This is a genomic window from Staphylococcus nepalensis, from assembly GCF_002442935.1.
In the GTDB taxonomy this organism is placed as follows: Bacteria; Bacillota; Bacilli; order Staphylococcales; family Staphylococcaceae; genus Staphylococcus; species Staphylococcus nepalensis.
This window is the reverse complement of record NZ_CP017466.1, coordinates 1871104-1890083: the sequence shown is the minus strand read 5'-3', so window position 1 is coordinate 1890083 and position 18980 is coordinate 1871104. Positions and strand designations below refer to the sequence as shown.

At 32.3% G+C, this 18980-nt stretch carries 19 protein-coding genes; all 19 read left to right on the top strand.

What is annotated here, in order from left to right; genetic code table 11:
• Positions 1 to 95: 95 nt before the first annotated feature.
• The 19 genes from BJG89_RS08910 to pknB all read left to right on the top strand — a co-directional run bounded on the left by BJG89_RS08910 (position 96) and on the right by pknB (position 18850).
• Complete coding sequence (locus BJG89_RS08910) at positions 96 to 398, top strand: hypothetical protein (protein ID WP_096810209.1); 303 nt, start codon at positions 96 to 98, stop codon at positions 396 to 398.
• Between the two features lie 3 nt (positions 399 to 401).
• A complete protein-coding gene (locus BJG89_RS08905; protein ID WP_096810207.1) occupies positions 402 to 788 on the top strand; it encodes a hypothetical protein in 387 nt (128 codons plus the stop codon).
• Complete coding sequence (locus tag BJG89_RS08900) at positions 760 to 1011, top strand: hypothetical protein (RefSeq protein WP_096810205.1); 252 nt, start codon at positions 760 to 762, stop codon at positions 1009 to 1011. Before BJG89_RS08905 ends, BJG89_RS08900 begins: the two co-directional genes overlap by 29 nt.
• 741 nt (positions 1012 to 1752) lie before the next feature.
• A complete protein-coding gene (locus BJG89_RS08895) occupies positions 1753 to 2526 on the top strand; it encodes an acetoin reductase (RefSeq protein WP_096811223.1) in 774 nt (257 codons plus the stop codon).
• A 1294-nt stretch (positions 2527 to 3820) separates the two neighbouring features.
• Positions 3821 to 4003 (top strand): CsbD family protein, encoded by a 183-nt coding sequence (locus BJG89_RS08890; protein WP_096810203.1) that lies wholly within the window; start codon positions 3821 to 3823, stop codon positions 4001 to 4003.
• A gap of 117 nt (positions 4004 to 4120) precedes the next feature.
• A complete protein-coding gene (locus tag BJG89_RS08885) occupies positions 4121 to 4312 on the top strand; it encodes a hypothetical protein (protein WP_096810201.1) in 192 nt (63 codons plus the stop codon).
• Between the two features lie 311 nt (positions 4313 to 4623).
• Positions 4624 to 5094: a GNAT family N-acetyltransferase gene (locus BJG89_RS08880; protein ID WP_096810200.1), complete on the top strand. Its 471-nt coding sequence runs from the start codon at positions 4624 to 4626 to the stop codon at positions 5092 to 5094.
• 270 nt (positions 5095 to 5364) lie between these two features.
• Positions 5365 to 5562: a hypothetical protein gene (locus BJG89_RS08875; protein WP_096810197.1), complete on the top strand. Its 198-nt coding sequence runs from the start codon at positions 5365 to 5367 to the stop codon at positions 5560 to 5562.
• Between the two features lie 431 nt (positions 5563 to 5993).
• Complete coding sequence (locus BJG89_RS08870; RefSeq protein ID WP_096810195.1) at positions 5994 to 7436, top strand: M20 family metallopeptidase; 1443 nt, start codon at positions 5994 to 5996, stop codon at positions 7434 to 7436.
• A 61-nt stretch (positions 7437 to 7497) separates the two neighbouring features.
• The gene (locus BJG89_RS08865) at positions 7498 to 9012 is read left to right on the top strand and encodes an AbgT family transporter (protein ID WP_096810193.1); all 1515 of its coding nucleotides are present in this window, start codon (positions 7498 to 7500) and stop codon (positions 9010 to 9012) included.
• A gap of 12 nt (positions 9013 to 9024) precedes the next feature.
• Positions 9025 to 10299, top strand: coding sequence for an amidohydrolase (locus BJG89_RS08860; protein WP_096810192.1), 1275 nt, complete (start codon positions 9025 to 9027; stop codon positions 10297 to 10299).
• Between the two features lie 164 nt (positions 10300 to 10463).
• Positions 10464 to 10607: a hypothetical protein gene (locus BJG89_RS14475; protein WP_157772548.1), complete on the top strand. Its 144-nt coding sequence runs from the start codon at positions 10464 to 10466 to the stop codon at positions 10605 to 10607.
• Positions 10608 to 10828: 221 nt separating this feature from the next.
• Positions 10829 to 11518 carry a GNAT family N-acetyltransferase gene (locus BJG89_RS08855; protein WP_096810190.1) on the top strand — a complete coding sequence of 230 codons (690 nt, stop codon included), beginning with the start codon at positions 10829 to 10831 and terminating at the stop codon, positions 11516 to 11518.
• A 711-nt stretch (positions 11519 to 12229) separates the two neighbouring features.
• A complete protein-coding gene (locus BJG89_RS08850; RefSeq protein ID WP_096810184.1) occupies positions 12230 to 12718 on the top strand; it encodes a peptide deformylase in 489 nt (162 codons plus the stop codon).
• A complete protein-coding gene (gene fmt / locus BJG89_RS08845; protein WP_096810179.1) occupies positions 12711 to 13643 on the top strand; it encodes a methionyl-tRNA formyltransferase in 933 nt (310 codons plus the stop codon). Before BJG89_RS08850 ends, fmt begins: the two co-directional genes overlap by 8 nt.
• A gap of 2 nt (positions 13644 to 13645) precedes the next feature.
• Positions 13646 to 14953 carry a 16S rRNA (cytosine(967)-C(5))-methyltransferase RsmB gene (gene rsmB, locus BJG89_RS08840; protein ID WP_229719049.1) on the top strand — a complete coding sequence of 436 codons (1308 nt, stop codon included), beginning with the start codon at positions 13646 to 13648 and terminating at the stop codon, positions 14951 to 14953.
• A 3-nt stretch (positions 14954 to 14956) separates the two neighbouring features.
• Positions 14957 to 16051 carry a dual-specificity RNA methyltransferase RlmN gene (gene rlmN, locus BJG89_RS08835; protein ID WP_096810176.1) on the top strand — a complete coding sequence of 365 codons (1095 nt, stop codon included), beginning with the start codon at positions 14957 to 14959 and terminating at the stop codon, positions 16049 to 16051.
• Positions 16052 to 16055: 4 nt separating this feature from the next.
• The gene (locus BJG89_RS08830) at positions 16056 to 16799 is read left to right on the top strand and encodes a Stp1/IreP family PP2C-type Ser/Thr phosphatase (protein WP_096810170.1); all 744 of its coding nucleotides are present in this window, start codon (positions 16056 to 16058) and stop codon (positions 16797 to 16799) included.
• The gene (gene pknB / locus BJG89_RS08825) at positions 16796 to 18850 is read left to right on the top strand and encodes a Stk1 family PASTA domain-containing Ser/Thr kinase (protein WP_096810165.1); all 2055 of its coding nucleotides are present in this window, start codon (positions 16796 to 16798) and stop codon (positions 18848 to 18850) included. Before BJG89_RS08830 ends, pknB begins: the two co-directional genes overlap by 4 nt.
• Positions 18851 to 18980: the final 130 nt, after the last annotated feature.

Below are 18980 nucleotides of genomic sequence, written 5' to 3'. Positions count from 1 at the left end.
GGCTGTCTTTTTTTTATGTTCGCCTATACGTTCGTATCCAAGGAATATTAAAATGTTTTATATATTGTTAAAAATATTTTTAAAGGGGTATATAAATGGCATACGAAAATTACTATTCAGAAACAGATAAAGAAGAACAAGAAGATGTAACAATTTTTGATGAAGAAACAGTATATATTAATTCTATAGAAGTTATGGCAGGAAAAAATGATGGAGTTTTAATTATGAGGTCGAATTCACCTCGTGGAATAGAAAAAGAGTTAAACATCATGGTAAGTCCTGCTACGTTAAAACATTTAGCTGATACTACAAGCGACATTGTTGCTAAATATGAAAGTGCTTTTGGTAAATTACCTGAAAGTGAAATTAACTTTTTAAGAACTCCTGAGGATGAGTAACTAATGAACGACGATTATATTTTTAGTACTACTGATCCACTTAATAGAGAAGTGCGATTAAAGAAAACTACTTGGGAATTTCATGTAATGAATGAACACGAAGAAAGAAAACATTTTAAGGGCAATGAAGATTTTTTTGAAAATTTAGTATCTGACCCAGATTATATTTTCTCACAAGAAAGTATAGGGCCTAATGTTAGGTGGAAATATTCTTCTTATGGTAATATTAAAGAAGAAGGAAATCCAAAGATTTATAATATTATAGCTGAAGATAATTCAAATCATATGGACATAGTTACTATACTTGAAACTAGTAAGACACAATTAAAAGAATCCGAACGTAAAAAGGAGGCCAAAATTTATGATCGCAGAAAGAAGAATAAAGATTGACGTGGATAAGCAATTAGACGCGATGTATATAAATTTCCTAGATGCTTCAAGTGATTCTGATAGTGATATAACCAGTGAAGAATTAAGTCTTGGTGTATATAGGGTCTATGATGATACTCGCCCTTATATTACATTTAGATATGTTATTTTGGACTTATCTTATCAAGATTTAACGCAAATAAGTAAAATGATAAGTGTGCCAAATCTGAAGAAGTATATATAATGGCTTTTTAAAATAAATGTTTGAAAACACTCACTCAACTAGTGGGTGTTTTTTGTGTTATAATATATTCACATGTACATATTATAAAATGATAATGATTATTACCTATTAAACTACCTAAACATGTCACTGGGTGGTTATTTCATGTCAGTAAAATTGACATAAATTTTTCAGAATTAAGTCTTTGTTATATACTAATTTTGGCTAGTATAAACTAGTACATTTTGCCACATGTTTAATGATATATTTTTAACAGTCTGTTTTCCTCAGACTGTTTTTATTTATTTAAAAATTCATTAAGTACAGGGTTGTTGTCTTCTTTTTCAATAACTGTCGATACATCGTCAGTTAATTCATCTTTTGTATCTATTATTTCTTCTTCGATTAAACTTTCCACTCTATTAGCAACTTCTTTTTTATTCCAACCTATTTTTTAATTTCACTTTTGTAATTCATATACACTCTCCTTGGTTGTCTGAATTTATGTTAGGATTAAGTATAATTTATTATAAGAAAAAAAGAAATCTAAATTAAACTGAATTTAGTGAAATTCAAAGAAAAGATATAAAGGAGTTAAGACAGACCTGCCAATTCAATATGAGCTTAATCACCGATTTTATTTAAAATTTTATGTTTACAAACTAGGATGTTACAGATTACAAGCGCTTTCTTAGATGAAAAAGACTATATATGATATTATAAAGTTAGTTAAAAAATTATAATATTGGAGGATGATTTATGATGAATAAAACAGCTGTTATTACGGGTTCTGCAGGTGGTTTAGGTAAAGGAATAGCAGAAAGACTGGCAAATGATGGTTTTAATTTAATAATACAAGATCTTAATGAAGAACTCCTTTTAGAAACAGAAAAAGAATTTAAGAACAACGGTTTTAATGTTGCCGCATTCAAAAGTGATGTTTCGGTAAAAAAAGAACAAAAAGAATTAGTACAGTTTGCAGTTACGGAGTTTGGTCAGATAGACGTTTTTGTTAATAACGCTGGAGTAGATGCTGTTTCTCCATTTTTAGAAATAGATGAAGAACAGCTTAGTAAACTTTTTAATGTAAATGTTTATGGTACAGTGTTTGGGACGCAGGCCGCAGCAGAGCAATTTAAAAAACAAAATAGAGGTGGTAAAATTATAAATGCATGTAGTATTGCTGGGCATGAATCTTATGAAATGTTAGGAACATATTCAGCTACTAAACATGCGGTTCGTTCTTTTACACAGACTGCGGCTAAAGAATTAGCTCAAGATGGTATTACAGTTAATGCATATTGTCCTGGCGTTGCTAAAACGAAGATGTGGGATCGTATCGACGAAGAAATGGTTAAATATAACGATGATATGGAGCCTGGAGATGCATTCGAAGAATTTTCTTCTGCAATAAAATTAGGAAGATATCAAGAACCAAGAGACGTAGCTAATTTAGTATCTTTCTTAGCTTCAGAAGGTTCTGGTTATATTACAGGTCAGTCTATTCTTACTGATGGTGGGTTAGTATATAGATAACATGAACTATATTTGACGCATCTTTACGAGTTGTCTTTTTTATGATATAAATATTTTAAGCAATATACTATTGCTAACCAACGCAAGTATACCTTACTAAAAAGAAGCAGTCACATTGTCCCGTGTCTGCTCTTTTTTTATTTGATTAAACGGAAAAATATGTTAAATTATAAATAGGCTTTAAAGCCACGCAATCCACTGTGATTGGCCTTAAAATATATTCAGCGTCTCTTTGCGAGGCGCTTTTTTATTGTATATTATAGGCACGATCATTATTAACCATACAATGGATCAGACGGACTTTCGGGTCTGTCTTTTCTACGTTATAACTATGGTTAATAAGTGATTACTATGATTTCTTGGCAACACGTTATTATACTAGGGTAGGCACGTATGTGCTTGCCCTATTTTTTATGGTATAATGTAGGTATAGATACATCAGAGATACCATGTATCGTAACAATCGGTCCCGACTGGTGACTTCTTCCAGTCCAGTATCTACAATTCACCCCGCCATAGTGGGCTTGCTTCTTGTCTGAAGGTAGTATAAGACTATGACTTTGGCAGTTAGATAGAAACTGCAAATATGGCACGCAACCGTATAAGCTATATTTTATAGTCGCGAATATAAAGTGTAGTAGTGGTTGTGATACATAATGATTTATTGGAACAACTCTTTTGAGAATGTTCCCACGCAAACCACCCACACATGTCACTGGGTGGTTATTTTTTTACATAAATAAACCCACCAATTAAGGTGGGTATTTTTAAGGGCAAAAAAAGGGCAGATTATTTATAAATTAATAAAAACCTATGGAACTTATAACCACTAATATACTCTGAAAATATTGATATAACAGTCTTTTTGTAAAATAATAGAAACCTGTAAAAATAGCATAATAATTCTCAAATGATGATGTAATTTAGCGGTGTAAGTAGTTCAAACACAGTATTTTCAAGGGTTTCTAAGGTTGTTAAAATTTAATTAAGGGTAAACAAAAGGATAGACTGTTTTACTAACTATGCTTTTACTTCTTAGTTAGCAGTTTGTCCATTTGATAATAATATGATAACTAACCCTTTTTTAAAGAAGTAAAAGATAATGTTAAGGATATAAATATGTATATAAAAACTGAAACGAAGTATAGACGAACTCAATATAATATGCGTACATTTATTTTATGAATTTTGTCAATTGTGTGAAATTGGATTGTTTTATGTTTAGATTATATATTTATGTGGTAGATTTTAATTAATCTTGTTTACAAAATTATTTTTTAGAAGGTAATGAAACATGGCAGATGAAAGTAAATTTGAACAAGTTAAAGGCAACCTTAAAGAAACAGCAGGTAATGTAGTTGGTAATGAAAAATTAGAACAAGAAGGTAAAGAAGATAAAACTTCTGGTAAAGTGAAAGAAGCGGCAGAAAACGCCAAAGATAAATTTAACGATTTAGTCGATAAAGTTAAAAAATAATTTGTGAAAATTTTAATATGTATATGTCATAAACAGAGTAAATATTTTAGCGTTTGCTCTGTTTTTTAAATTTTAAAAAAAGAACAAGTGTTCCGTGATGGGAATCGAGGTGATATAATGAAAGTAAATTTGGATTGGAATAAAGAATTTCAAGAATTTCAAGAAATTTTAAATTCTGGTGTCAACCCAGAATGGTTATACAACGCAAAAGCGAATTTGATATTAATGCCTGCCTTCACTGGTAAAGGTAAGCAATATTTTTATACGAAAGATATTCAAAAAGCAAGTAATACAATACCCTTCTATTGAACGTTTAAGATAAAATTTTAATTTAGATATGTCTAAATGCTTTACCCTATCTATGATTTAGGTTCATTGAGATAAAAATAAAAGGTTTGCCCTATGCTTAAAACGCCTGCTTGTGAAATATTAAATGGCTTTATAAATATATATTTATAAAGCATATGGCTATTTTAAATTAAGTTTGTTTTAATACAAAATTTTAATTGGGTTGATTACTCCATTCTTTTATTTATTAAACTTGAAATTTAATGGTTGAATATAGCTTTTATATGTAGTAAATTTATTTGCTCATATTTTTTTATAAAGGAGTAATAGATATGGAGATGAGTATTGCAAATCAAAAAGACATAGAAACAATTATTAAATTAAGAAAAGAACAATTACTAGATCAAGGTATGCCAGCAACTGAAAATATTGATGATAATATGAGAGCATATTTTGAAAATGTTTTTGAGCAAAATAATATTTATCAAGTTTTTTTAATAGAGAATGAACAAATTGTATCAACAGGAGCAGTTGTATTTCAACAAATCCCACCAGCTTATGATAATTATACTGGTGTTGAGGGATACATTACTAATGTATACACGATTAAATCATATAGAGGATTAGGTTTAGGGAAACATGTACTAGATCAATTGCTTACGAAATGTAAAGAAGAAAATATAAGTGTAGTAAATTTAAAAGCTTCTAGCCAAGCAGCGCCATTATATTCAAAAATCGGTTTTATTAAAAACGCATCTTCAATGACAATTGAATTAGAAAATAGTGAAGTAAATCAATTTTAAAATCCATTTTTGATTATGATTACAAAAATGACTTATTACAACTTATAACAAAAAGTATTTACACCGTTTTTATAAAAATATAAAATATTTCAATTATGGAATTAATTTGTGTTTGCTTTTAATAGATAATACAGTTATATTGAATACTAAGTAGCTCAATATAAAATGGCAGCATAGATAATCGTATATGTAATGTGGTTCCATATGATTATAAAAGCATAATGAATCATCATTTTACAGTGTGAATACAAACGGGTTGGAGGTCTTGATATGAGTTTAATAAGTAATAGAGAAGCAATTGGTTTAAGCGTAGATGAATTAGTGAATCGCTTAACATCTATTTATAACACTGGTTTAAGCACTGAATTAATCGCACGTGTAGAAAGCAAGCAAGCCAAGTTATCAGAACATGATGTTAAAATTTTAACAGAATTTTTTAATACAACATCAGAAGACTTACTTGGTTAAGCATCAAATTCAAGTCCCCCCTCTAATTTTTAAAGGTATGTAAAATAGTCTGAGGTATATCAACCGTTTTCCAGACTTATATAACATTGAGCGTTGACGAATGACATAGTGTGTATTTATAACAAAACCATTTATTTCTAGCCAACGATACGTAGACGAGATGGCGAAATCTTTTAACAAAAACTGATTTCTGTCTCGTCTTTTTCATTTTTTAATTGGAGCAACTTACGTTATTATAATAGATTTTAAAGTAGATTGAGGTTAAGAAATACAAAGTGAAAAGCAAGCGTTGTTATGTATTTTCATTTTTATCCCGCCCCCCTTATTTTTAGTTAAACTATAAGATAATGACATAAATCATATTTGAAAACGCTTTCTATTTATAAATTATAATGATAACATATTATTAATTTATAAAAGGGAGTGGTTTTATGAATAATACAAATCATCAAAAGTTTGTTAATAATATTATTTTAGAAAAAGAATCAACGTTAACAAAAACTAGTGAATACATATGGTCACATCCAGAAACTCGGTTTGAGGAGTATTTATCTTCAGGGAAATTGTTAGAGGTTCTTGAAGCAGAAGGGTTTGCAATTGAACAAAATTTAGGTGGCATTCAAACTGCTTTTAAAGGAGAATATGGTAATGGAAAACCAGTTATTGGTTTTTTAGGTGAGTTTGACGCTTTATCGGGTTTAAGTCAAAAACCGCTTATTGGTGAAGAACAATCTATTGATGGACAAACCAACGGTCATGGCTGTGGTCATAATTTACTCGGTGTAGGTTCATTAGGGGCCGCTATTGCAACCAAAGCGTACCTAAAGTCGCATAACTTGCCAGGTACTGTCATTTATTATGGTTGTCCGGGTGAAGAAGGCGGCTCTGGTAAAACATTTATGTCTAGAGAAGGTGTATTTGATTCATTAGATTATGCTTTTTGCTGGCACCCTTCACCAGCCAATGCCATCATGAGCAACAAATCACTAGCTAATTTTCAAATTTATTTTCGATTTAAAGGTATCAGTTCACATGCAGCAAATTCACCAGAATTGGGAAGAAGCGCGTTAGATGCTGTTGAATTAATGAATGTTGGTGTAAATTATTTAAGAGAGCATATGCCTGATACTAATCGTATACACTATGCTGTGACAAATACAGGTGGCATTTCGCCTAATGTAGTTCAAGCTAACGCTGAAGTTTTATATTTGATTCGTGCTGAAAATTTAAAAGGGGCCAATGAATTGTTAGAAAGAGTGAAAAATATTGCTCAAGGTGCAGCCTTAATGACAGGTACTGAGTGTGAAATAGAAATTGATAAAGCATGTTCTGATTATTCTCCTAATAGAAAAATGGAAGAAATTATGTACCACTATTTAAAAGAAGAAGAATCAGAAATTGTATATTCTGAAAATGAATTAAATTTTGCTGAAAACATTTGGCAATCTTTAACACAAGCAGAAAAAGATAATGCGCAAAATATGTTGCAAAGTTTCGGGGTTATAAGCGACAGTAATAAATTAGACCACCAAAGACTAAGTCGTATCGTTAACGATTACGTTATTTCTGATAAACCGATGATGGGCTCTACTGATGTAGCGGACGTGAGTTGGGTCGCACCAACAGCTCAATGTACATGTACTACTGAAGCAATGGGAACACCCTTACATACTTGGCAAATGGTTTCGCAAGGGACATCTACCTATGCATTTAAAGGGATGTTTCGGGCTGCAAGGATTATGGCTAATACGGCTTTGCATATTTTAAAAGATGAAAATCTTTTAAAATCTATTCAAAAAGAACATAAGGAAAAATTAGAAAAACATCCTTATAAAAACCCTATACCAGATCACGTCCAACCGTCGACGTTATAGTTTAATCATTGAAATATAGTGATGTATTTCAGAATATTCTGACAAAAAAGGGGGAATTTGAATGGCAGAGAAAGTGAAAAAGCAAAGTAAATTTTTAAATAAAGTAGAATATTTAGGAAATAAATTACCGCATCCATTTTTTCTATTCATATATTTAGCAGTCATAGTAGTTATACTATCCTTTATTTTTAATATGTTCGGTGCAACTGTGAAACCACCAGGTAGTGAAAAAACGTTAGAAGTTAAAAATTTATTTTCAGGCGATGGTTTACAATACATGTTGAAAAATACAATAACAAACTTCACTGGATTTGCACCTTTAGGAATTGTTATCGCTATGATGTTAGGCGTAGGCTTAGCAGAAAAGGTAGGACTATTAGAATACGTAATTAGGAAAACAATTACAAAAGCTCCTTCTTCATTAGTGACATATGTTGTCGTATTTGTTGGAATTATGGGAAATATTGCATCAGATGCAGCAATGATTTTAGTCCCTCCATTAGCTGCAATTGTATTTTATAAACTTGGTAGACATCCAATTGCAGGGCTTGCAGCTGGATTTGGCGCAGCAGGAGCGGGTTTTACTGCAAATTTATTAGTGGTAGGAACAGATGCGCTATTATCAGGTATTAGTACAGAAGCGGCATCGATTATTGACGCAAGTATGAGTGTTTCACCAGTATCAAATTGGTATTTTAACATTGTATCTACGTTTGCGCTCACGGTTGTCGGTGGGTTGGTAACGACTAAAATCATTGAACCACGGTTAGGTAAATATAATAAAAAAGTCGAAGATTTGGAAGTAGATGAATCATCTCCAACTGCTAAAAAAGCGTTGATTAGTGCATTGATTGCTGCTTCAATTTATATATTAGCAATCATTATTACATTATTTATACCCAACAGCCCGCTTCGGGGCGACGATGGTTCAATCATAAATTCGCCATTTATAGATGGTATCGTCCCCATTATTTTAGTCCTGTTTTTAATATTAGGTATTACCTTTGGTATTGTTGATAGAAAAATTAATACTACACATGATATTGGTAAATATATGACAGATGCTGTTCGAGACTTATCGGGTTATATTGTTTTAGCATTTGCTGCAGCTCAATTTATTAGCTTTTTCCAATGGTCTAATATGGCTACTTGGATTGCTGTTAATGGTGCAGAGTTTCTAAAAAGTATTAATTTAACGGGATTTCCATTAATTATTATGTATATTATATTTACTGCTTTTCTTGGTTTTTTAATCACTTCTGGCTCAGCAAAGTGGGCATTAGAAGCGCCAGTTTTTGTTCCGATGTTTATGCAGCTTGGTATACATCCCGGTTTCACGCAAGTAGCGTATAGAGTGGCTGATTCTTCTATTGCGACTGTCACACCACTAAATCCTTATTTTGTTGTCATATTATCGTTTTTAAATAAATATGATAAAAAAGCAGGTGTTGGTACATTAATATCATTAATGATACCTTACACTGTATCATTTTTAACCACATGGATTGTTTTAGTCGCGTTTTTCTATATAACTGGTTTACCAGTAGGGCCCGGCGTTACAAGAGAATTGAAATAAAGGAGTGATTGAATGTTATTAGACGATCATCAAAGATTATATTTAAGTCAATTAAGAAGGAAATTACACGCTTTGCCTGAACCAGGTTTTTTGGAAATCAATACAGCAAATGAATTATATCATATATTAAAATCATTAAATTTTGATTTGGAGATAGGTGAAGCAGTGATGGATACTCAATATATGATGGGAAGACCAAATGACACCGTATTGAATGAACACATTGCGTTTTTAGAACAAAATCATTTTACAATTGAAAAATTTAAAGATGGTTTAACTGGTATTGTTGCGACAAAAGAATTTGAAGAACCAGGACCAACGCTGGCATTCCGGTTTGATATCGATGCTCTCCCCATTAAAGAAAGTGATTCTAATCATCATCAGCCATATAAAGCAAATTTTATTTCAAAGCATGAAGGGTTTATGCATGCTTGTGGCCATGATGCTCATATGACCATGGGTATTGGTTTAGCGCAATTAATAAATTTGAATCATTTAAACAAGGGCCGTATTAAACTTATATTTCAACCTGCTGAAGAAGGTGTGCGTGGGGCCCTTTCTATGGTAAAAAAAGGCGTTGTAGATGATGTTGATCACTTCTTTGCGACGCACATTGGTCTAAATGGAAAATCCAATGAGATTATTACATCGATAGAAGGATTTATGGCTTCGACGAAATATGATTTATTTATATATGGTGAATCAAGTCATGCAGGTGCTAACCCACAAGATGGTAGCAATTCGATATTGGCAGCAGCAACACTTATTCAACAATTATATGCGATTCAAAGACATGAAAAAGGTGACTCTCGAATTAATGTGGGTAAAATTAATGGGGGTTCGAGTAGAAATATTATTGCGGATGAAGTGAAACTTGAAATTGAAGTAAGAGGTATGAATAACGAAGTTAACCAATTTATGAACGACCGTGTGACCGATATCATTAAAGGTATTGAAAATATGTTTAACGTTAACATCGTTCAAAATAAAGTGGGGGAAGCGCCAAGTATTCTACCTTCAAAAAAATTAAAAGAAACGGTATATCAATTAATTTCAAATGTAATGAGTGAGTTGAATATTACTAAAGATGAAACCACCCCTTCCGGCAGCGAAGATGCAACTTATTTTATTGAAAGAGTGCAAGAGCTAGGAAACGAAGGACTTTATTTAAATGTAGGTTCAGATCATCAATTCAACCACCACCACCCTCAATTTGATATTGTCGAACAAGATATTTTTAATGGTATTGATGTTTTATATACAATAGCAAAGCATTTTAATGGGTGAAAAATCGTAAATATATCAAGAAATTAGGGTATTGTTTTGGATTTAAAAGAGAATGAAATGTTTAATGCATAGTGAAATAGCTAATGCTGTTAATAAGTAAGATGTAACTTATTAACGTATCATGATAAATAGTTGAATCAGAAAGGAGTTGAGGCCAAAATATAATGTCTCAGCTTCAATGTGTAATGCATCAGTCTGTATACCACTTATTTATAAAAGGAACAAAGCGATTAAGTCAGCTTCAATCTAAAGAATTAGAACAACAATTTCCTGGTTTATTGAAATCGATTTTGTCTAATATAGAATAATGAACGTAATAAAACCTTTTTAATATGAGTTTATAGCGGTAGTCAGATGTATTATAAGCGGCGCCCTTTATGACTTTGAAGTTATTATAACTTTTTATGTTTATTAGCTTAAAATATTTCATTTTAGTAATCGCGATTGCCTTTAATATTTTATAATCCTACTGCTCCTCATAAATGTTATACTTTTAATAATTTAAATATGCTTAGTGGGGTGTACAAAAATGAGAGTTAATGAATTTAATCAACCTATTGGAGAAGATTTAAAAGAGTTTGAATTACCAAAAGCACCAACAATTGATGTATTAGAAGGGAAATATTGTAGATTAGAAAAGTTATCTTCACACCATATTAAACGGTTATATCATCACTTTAAGGCAAACGAAGATGCACCTAATTGGACCTATTTACCTGATGAACAACCCCAAAACTATGAGGCTTTTGAATCTTATATTCATGCTAAAATACAAATGAAAGATCCGTATTTTTTTGCTATCATTAATCGTAGTGACCAAGATGTAGTTGGTATGTTATCTCTACTTAGAATTAACGAGAAAAATGCTTCTATTGAAGTTGGCCATATACATTATGCTAATAAAATGAAGCAAACGTGCGTTGCGACAGAAGTACATTATTTGTTAGCAAATTATATTTTTGGCACTTTAGGTTATAGAAGATACGAATGGAAATGTGATGCGCTGAATGAAGCTTCTATTAAAGCGGCAAAACGGCTTGGCTTTAAATATGAAGGGATATTTAGAAACCATACTATTTATAAAAAGCGAAGTAGGGATACGTGTTGGCTTTCCATGTTAGCGAGTGAATGGTCCGAGTATAGAATGAAATTTGAAAATTGGTTGGATCCATTTAACTATGACGAGTTTGGCATACAAATTAATAAATTATCACTATGATCCATTTAATTAACCGAGGGCTTGTTTTGTGTAAAACGCCTACGGTTATTTTTATAGTGTTAAAAAGAGAATGAAACGTAAATAACGTCTCAGCTCTGAATTCGAAAACGATTAATCGTTTTATAAGAAAGAGGCAGATTTTGCGAAAGCCACATGATTTCAATGCTATCGTTTATGAAAAATGCCATTGGTAGTGTAAGTTGAGGCATATTATAATCTTTATACATAAGGCACCTCGTTAATTTAGTTTAGTAGTGTTTATTAAATTATACGAAAGGGCCTTATTTTTTTGTGCTAAAACACATATTTTGTAAAGATTTTCAACGTGCTCACGCTTGGGGAATAGTATGAGTGAGAGACTACAGGCACGAACCACGCCCAGGTATGCATGCACGGTTAAAATCGTGAGATTTTTATATAAAAAGGACTCCTCCATTTTAATACAGATGAGTCCTTTATTTTGAGGATGGATATTTAAGTCCCAGGGTTTTATACATGAGTTTACTCATGTAATTCACTTAGCCTTATTAGTTCTTGTGCAAGTCCCATATCATTTATATTATTTTTTCTAGTCATCCTTGAGGGCCAGCGCAACGAACTCATTTTATAAAAATATGTTTTTAACGCAACTGTTATTTTAACGAAGCTTGATGCAAATTCAACTAAAATAAGTTATAATGATGTGATGAATTTTTATGAGGAGTTAATTAAATGACAATAAAGCAACTTGTTTCGGGAAAAAACCCAATATTACAAAAAAAGATACCCGATGTGTCATTGTTTGATGAAAGTTTAGCACAATTATTACTTGATTTAGAAGATACTCTGTATGAAGTAGAAGCATCTGCAATATGTGCACCTCAAATAGGTATTTCTCAAAAAGTAGCTATTATAGATATGGAAGCAGACGGTTTATTACAACTTATCAATCCTAGAATAATAAGTGAATCGGATAAAACAGTAACTGACTTAGAAGGCTCTGTTTCTTTACCCGGCGTGTTTGGTGAAGTAAAAAGAAGTGAAATGATTGTAATAAAAAGTAATGACAAAAATGGAAATGAAGTAGAAATGACTGCATATGATGATATTGCGCGCATGATATTGCACATGATTGACCATTTTGAAGGTAAGCTATTTACAGCACGTGCCAATAAAATTTTGAATGAGGTAGAAATGGAGGCGTATTTCGATTATGAGTAAAATTATTTTTATGGGAACACCAGAATTTTCAACAAAAGTATTAGAAATGCTAATCGCTGAACATAATGTGATAGCAGTGGTTACACAACCAGATCGACCAGTTGGTAGAAAACGCAAATTGACACCGCCGCCCGTAAAGCAAGTGGCAGTTGAACATGCAATTCCGGTTTATCAACCAGAAAAATTATCACAATCTCAAGAATTGGAAGAATTAATTGGATTAAATGCTGATTTAATCGTTACTGCAGCGTTTGGTCAATTACTGCCAGAGTCATTATTACAATCACCAAAATTAGGTGCAATCAACGTTCATGCATCACTATTACCAAAATATAGAGGCGGTGCGCCAATACACCAAGCTATCATTGATGGTGAAAAACAAACTGGTATTTCTATTATGTATATGGTTAAAAAATTAGATGCTGGGAACATCATTTCCCAACAAGCAATTGATATTGAAGTGCAAGATGACGTTGGCTCTATGCATGATAAACTTAGTTTTTTAGGTGCGGATTTATTAAAAGAAACACTACCTTCCATCATTAATGGCACAAATGATAGTATTGCCCAAAATGATGATGAAGCGACATTTGCTTCCAATATACGTCGTGAAGATGAAAAAATTGATTGGTCAATGTCTGCAGAAGCAATTTACAATCAAATTAGAGGCTTATCGCCATGGCCAGTTGCACATACAATCATGGATGGTGAAAATTTAAAAATATATGCTTCTCGCATTGAAAAAGATAAAAATGGTGAACCTGGCACAATTATAGAAACGACTAAGAAGGCTATCATCGTTGCTACTGGTTCAAATGATGCAATCGCATTAACGGATATTCAAGTTGCAGGTAAAAAAAGAATGCTTACAGCTAATTATTTAAGTGGTGTGCAAGGCACGCTCGTTGGGAAGGTATTGTCATGACAATTGAAACAAATGTTAGATTATTAGCTTTTGAAACACTACAAGATATTATCGATGATAAAGCGTATAGTAATATTATTATCAATGAAGTATTATCAAATAATGAATTAAACAGAGCAGATAAAAATTTATTTACCGAGCTTGTATATGGTACTTTAAAAAGAAAATATACACTTGATTATCTGTTGAAACCATTTCTACGGACAAAACTTAAAGGATGGGTTAGACAGCTATTGTGGATGAGTATTTATCAATATGTTTATTTAGATAAAGTACCTCAGCATGCGATTATCAATGAAGCTGTTAACATTGCAAAGTTTAAAGGTGGTCCACATAACGGGAATGTAGTGAATGGCATTTTAAGGAATTTAATGCGCAGTGAGTTACCTGATTTTAGTGAAATTAAAGATGAAAAGAAACGCATTGCCGTTCAATATAGTTTGCCTAAATGGCTCGTTGACCATTGGACGACACACTTCGGTATTGATAAAACAGAAGCAATTGCTCAATCGTTTTTAACTAAAGTTACTACTACAGTTAGAGTGAACTTAACTAGAATTACAGTTGAAGAAGCAATACAGCGTTTAGAAAATGATGGTTATACGGTGACGCAAGACGAAGATATTACGGTTTGTTTACATATTAGTGGGAAACCGATTATTGAGTCTCGAATGTTTAAAGATGGCTTAGTATCTATTCAAGATAAAAGTTCTATGTTTGTAGCAGAAATCATGAATCTTCAAGAAGGAGATTTAGTATTAGATGCTTGTAGTGCACCAGGTGGAAAAGCTTGCCATATAGCAGAAACACTTCATGGGAGTGGACACGTAGACGCTACTGATATTCATGAGCACAAAATAGATTTAATTGATTTTAATATTCGAAAATTACGATTATCTAACATTTCTGCTTTTGATCACGATGCAACCCAAAAATATGATAAAGTGTATGATAAGATTTTAGTGGATGCACCATGTAGTGGCTTAGGTGTATTGAGACACAAGCCAGAAATAAAATATGAACAGAGTCAGCAAAGTATTCAATCATTAGTAAATATGCAATTAGAGATATTGAATAATGTTAAAGAAAGTTTACGCCCAGGGGGCACATTAGTTTATTCTACGTGTACCATTGAACAGTTAGAAAATGAAAATGTTATTTATACATTTTTAAAAGAAAATAAAGATTTTGAATTTGACCTATTTGAACATCCAATCAGTGGAGAAAAGGTAAAAACTTTACAAGTACTGCCGCAGCACTTTAACTCTGATGGCTTTTTTATTACTAGGATAAAAAGAAAGGAACAATAGACGATGATTACTACAGAAAAGAAGAAGAAAAATAAATTCCTTCCTGATTTCGAAAAGCAATCAATTTATTCACTTAGATATGATGAAATGGAAAATTGGTTAAAAGTGCACGGCCAACAAAAATTTAGAGCTAAGCAAATTTTTGAATGGTTATATGAAAAACGAGTGAATAGCATTGATGAAATGACAAACTTATCTAAAGCGTTAAGAGTATTATTGGCAGATAACTTTGCAATGACAGCTATGACAACAGTAGTTAAGCAAGAGAGTCGAGACGGAACAATCAAATTTTTATTTGAATTACAAGACGGTTATACTATTGAAACCGTACTAATGAGACATGAGTACGGTAACTCTGTATGTGTCACGACTCAGGTTGGCTGTCGTATTGGTTGTACATTTTGTGCTTCTACATTAGGTGGTTTAAAGCGTAATTTAGAAGCTGGAGAAATCGTATCTCAAGTACTCACCGTTCAGAAAGCATTAGACGAAACTGGGGAACGTGTATCACAAATCGTTATTATGGGGATTGGAGAGCCATTTGAAAATTATGATGAAATGATGGATTTCTTAAAAATCGTAAATAATGATAACGGTTTAAATATTGGTGCACGCCATATCACAGTGTCAACTTCTGGTATCATACCAAGAATTTATGATTTTGCTGATGAGGATATCCAGATTAATTTTGCAGTCAGCTTACATGGTGCAAACGATGAAATTCGTTCTAGATTAATGCCTATAAATAGAGCTTATAATGTTGAAAAATTAATGGAAGCTATTACTTATTATCAGGAAAAAACGAATAGACGTATTACATTTGAATATGGATTATTTGGAGGCGTCAATGATCAAGTTGAGCATGCAAGAGAGTTAGCACACTTGATTCAAAAACTAAACTGTCATGTCAATTTAATCCCTGTAAACCATGTACCAGAAAGAAATTACGTTAAGACACCAAAAGAAGATATTTTTAAATTTGAAAAAGAATTAAATCGATTAGGCATCAACGCCACAATAAGAAGAGAACAAGGTGCTGACATTGATGCAGCATGCGGTCAATTAAGAGCTAAGGAACGAAAAGTAGAAACGAGGTAATAGTATGCTAAAAGCACAATTTTTTACTAACACAGGTCAATATCGTGATAAGAACGAAGATGCAGGTGGTGTGTTCTATAACCAAACAGAACAACAATTACTTGTACTCTGTGATGGTATGGGTGGCCATTTAGCAGGAGAAGTAGCTAGTCAATTTGTGACGAACGAATTGCAACGTCGTTTTGAAGAGGAAAATTTAATTGAACCTAAACAAGCTGAAGACTGGCTAAGAACTACATTAAAAGCTATTAACCGCGAACTGTACGAAATGTCAACGGAAAATGTTGAATATCAAGGTATGGGGACGACTTGTGTGTGTGCACTTGTATTTGATGAATATGTTGTTGTAGCTAATATAGGCGATTCAAGAGGCTATTTAGTAAATAGCAGAGAGATTGAACAAGTTACAAATGATCATTCTTTCGTCAATCATTTAGTTATGTTAGGTCAAATTAGTGCTGAAGAAGCATTTAACCATCCTCAAAGAAATATTATTACAAAAGTGATGGGAACGGATAAAGTTGTTACACCAGATATTTTTGTTAAAAAAACGAATTTTTATGATTTTCTACTTCTGAATTCAGATGGACTGACAGATTTTGTAAGAAACCACATGATACAAGAAGCATTAATGCAAGAAACAGATTTAGAAACACATGGTCAAAATCTTATTGAATTGGCATTGTCTCAAGATACAAATGATAATGTGAGCATTGTTTTAGCAGAAATCGAAGGAGATAAGGTATGATTGGAAAACTAATAAGTGAACGTTATAAAGTGATTAAAAAACTTGGCGGCGGTGGCATGAGTATAGTGTATTTAGCTGATGACACCATTTTGAATCGAAAGGTAGCAATTAAAGCGATTAGAATACCTTCTGGTGAGAAAGAAGAAACGATTAAACGTTTTGAGCGTGAAGTTCATAATTTAACACAACTTTCACATAAAAATATAGTGAACGTTTTTGATGTTACTGAAAATGATGAATATTTCTTCTTAGTCATGGAATGTATAGAAGGCCCCACTTTGTCTGAATATATTCAACAACATCGTCCTTTAGATATCCAAACTGTTATCAATTTTACGGAACAAATTATAGAGGGAATAAAACATGCGCATGATACAAAGATTGTACATCGTGATATAAAACCTCAAAACATATTGATAAATAGTGATCAAACGTTAAAAATATTAGACTTCGGTATTGCAAAAGCTTTGAGTGAAACAACAATGACGCAAACTAACCATGTTTTAGGTACTGTTCAATATCTTTCTCCAGAACAAGCTCGTGGTGACTCTACAGATAATGGCACTGATATCTATTCCATAGGTGTTGTCTTATATGAAATGCTTGTAGGTCATCCCCCATTCTCTGGTGAGACGGCTGTAAGTATTGCCATAAAGCATATTCAAGATCCTATGCCTAACGTTACAGATAAACGACCAGAAGTACCACAATCGTTAAGTAATGTCGTACTTAAAGCTACAGAAAAAAATAAAGCAGAACGTTATCAATCTGTTAAAGAAATGCTAGAAGATTTATCAACGGTGTTATCACAAGAACGCATGAATGAAGCAAGATACTATTCTGTGGATGCGGATACTAAAACTGTGCCTATTAATAAAGCAGAAATTGCCAACCAATCACGCGAAGAAGATAAATCGAAAAATATGCACCAAACAATGCAAATTCCAATTGTTAACCAACAATATTTTCAAACGAATGAAGAGCAATTATATGCAGTACCTCCTAAAAAGAGGTCTAAAAAGAAAAAGTTTTTCTATGGTTTGATCATTGTGTTACTTTTATTTGGGCTTTTTGGATTTATGGCTATGGGCATGTTTGGTAATAAATATTTAGAAACTCCCAATTTGATAGGCAAAACTGAAAAAGAAGCAGAAGGCATTCTAAAAGAAAATAAATTAGATTTAGGTAAAACGTCACGTGAATATAGTGATAAATATCCTGAAAATAAAATTATTAAAACAACGCCAGGTAAAGGTGAACGTTTAGAACAAAACAGCAAAGTTGATATTGTTTTATCTAAAGGCCCTAAAACAGCAGAAATGCCTAATTTATATGGATTACCTAAATCAGAAGCGTTAGATAAATTAAAAGATTTAGGAATCGATGACGCACAAGTCGATCAATCTTATACCAAACAAAATGTGTCAAAAGGTTTAATTGAAACACAAAATATCTCACCAGGCGAAAGAGTGAAAATCAGTAATAGCAATATTAAATTGACAGAATCACTAGGTATAAAACAGATATATGTAGATGACTATGAGGACAAATCATTTAAAACTGCTAAATCTGAATTAGAATCAAAAGGGTTTAAAGTAGTGACTGTAGAAAAACGTTCAGACAAATCGGTCGATAAGGATAGCGTAATTAGCCAATCACCGAAAGATAAAGAAGTTGACGAAGGATCTACTATAGAATTTGTAGTTTCTACAGGCAAGCCTGAATCCAAAGAGAAAAAAGAGGACAAAGATTCAGAGAAAAAAGAAGATGATGACTCATCAGATTCTGATAAGGATGAGAAAAAAGAAACCAAGGAATATACAGAAACATACCAAGTGTCATATACTGGTGATGATGATGAGAGTCAAGAAGTAAAGGTATATGTACGTGATAAAGATGATGAAGGGACGTCAGCTGCGCAAAGTTTCAAAATAAAAGATGACAAGACAGTCACTATTCCTATGACAATCGAAGAAGGTGAAACGGCGGGTTATACGATCCGTGTGGATGGTAAAGTCGTTGCAGATAAAGATATCCCTTACGATTTTTAGTGAATTGAAACATGTGAGCAAAAAGATTTAGCATATTAACCAACAAAAACAGAGCACTATTTCTACTGATACTGTGTAGAAATAGTGCTTTGTTATTTATTTGAAATTTTAATTTTTAACTGAATTAGTC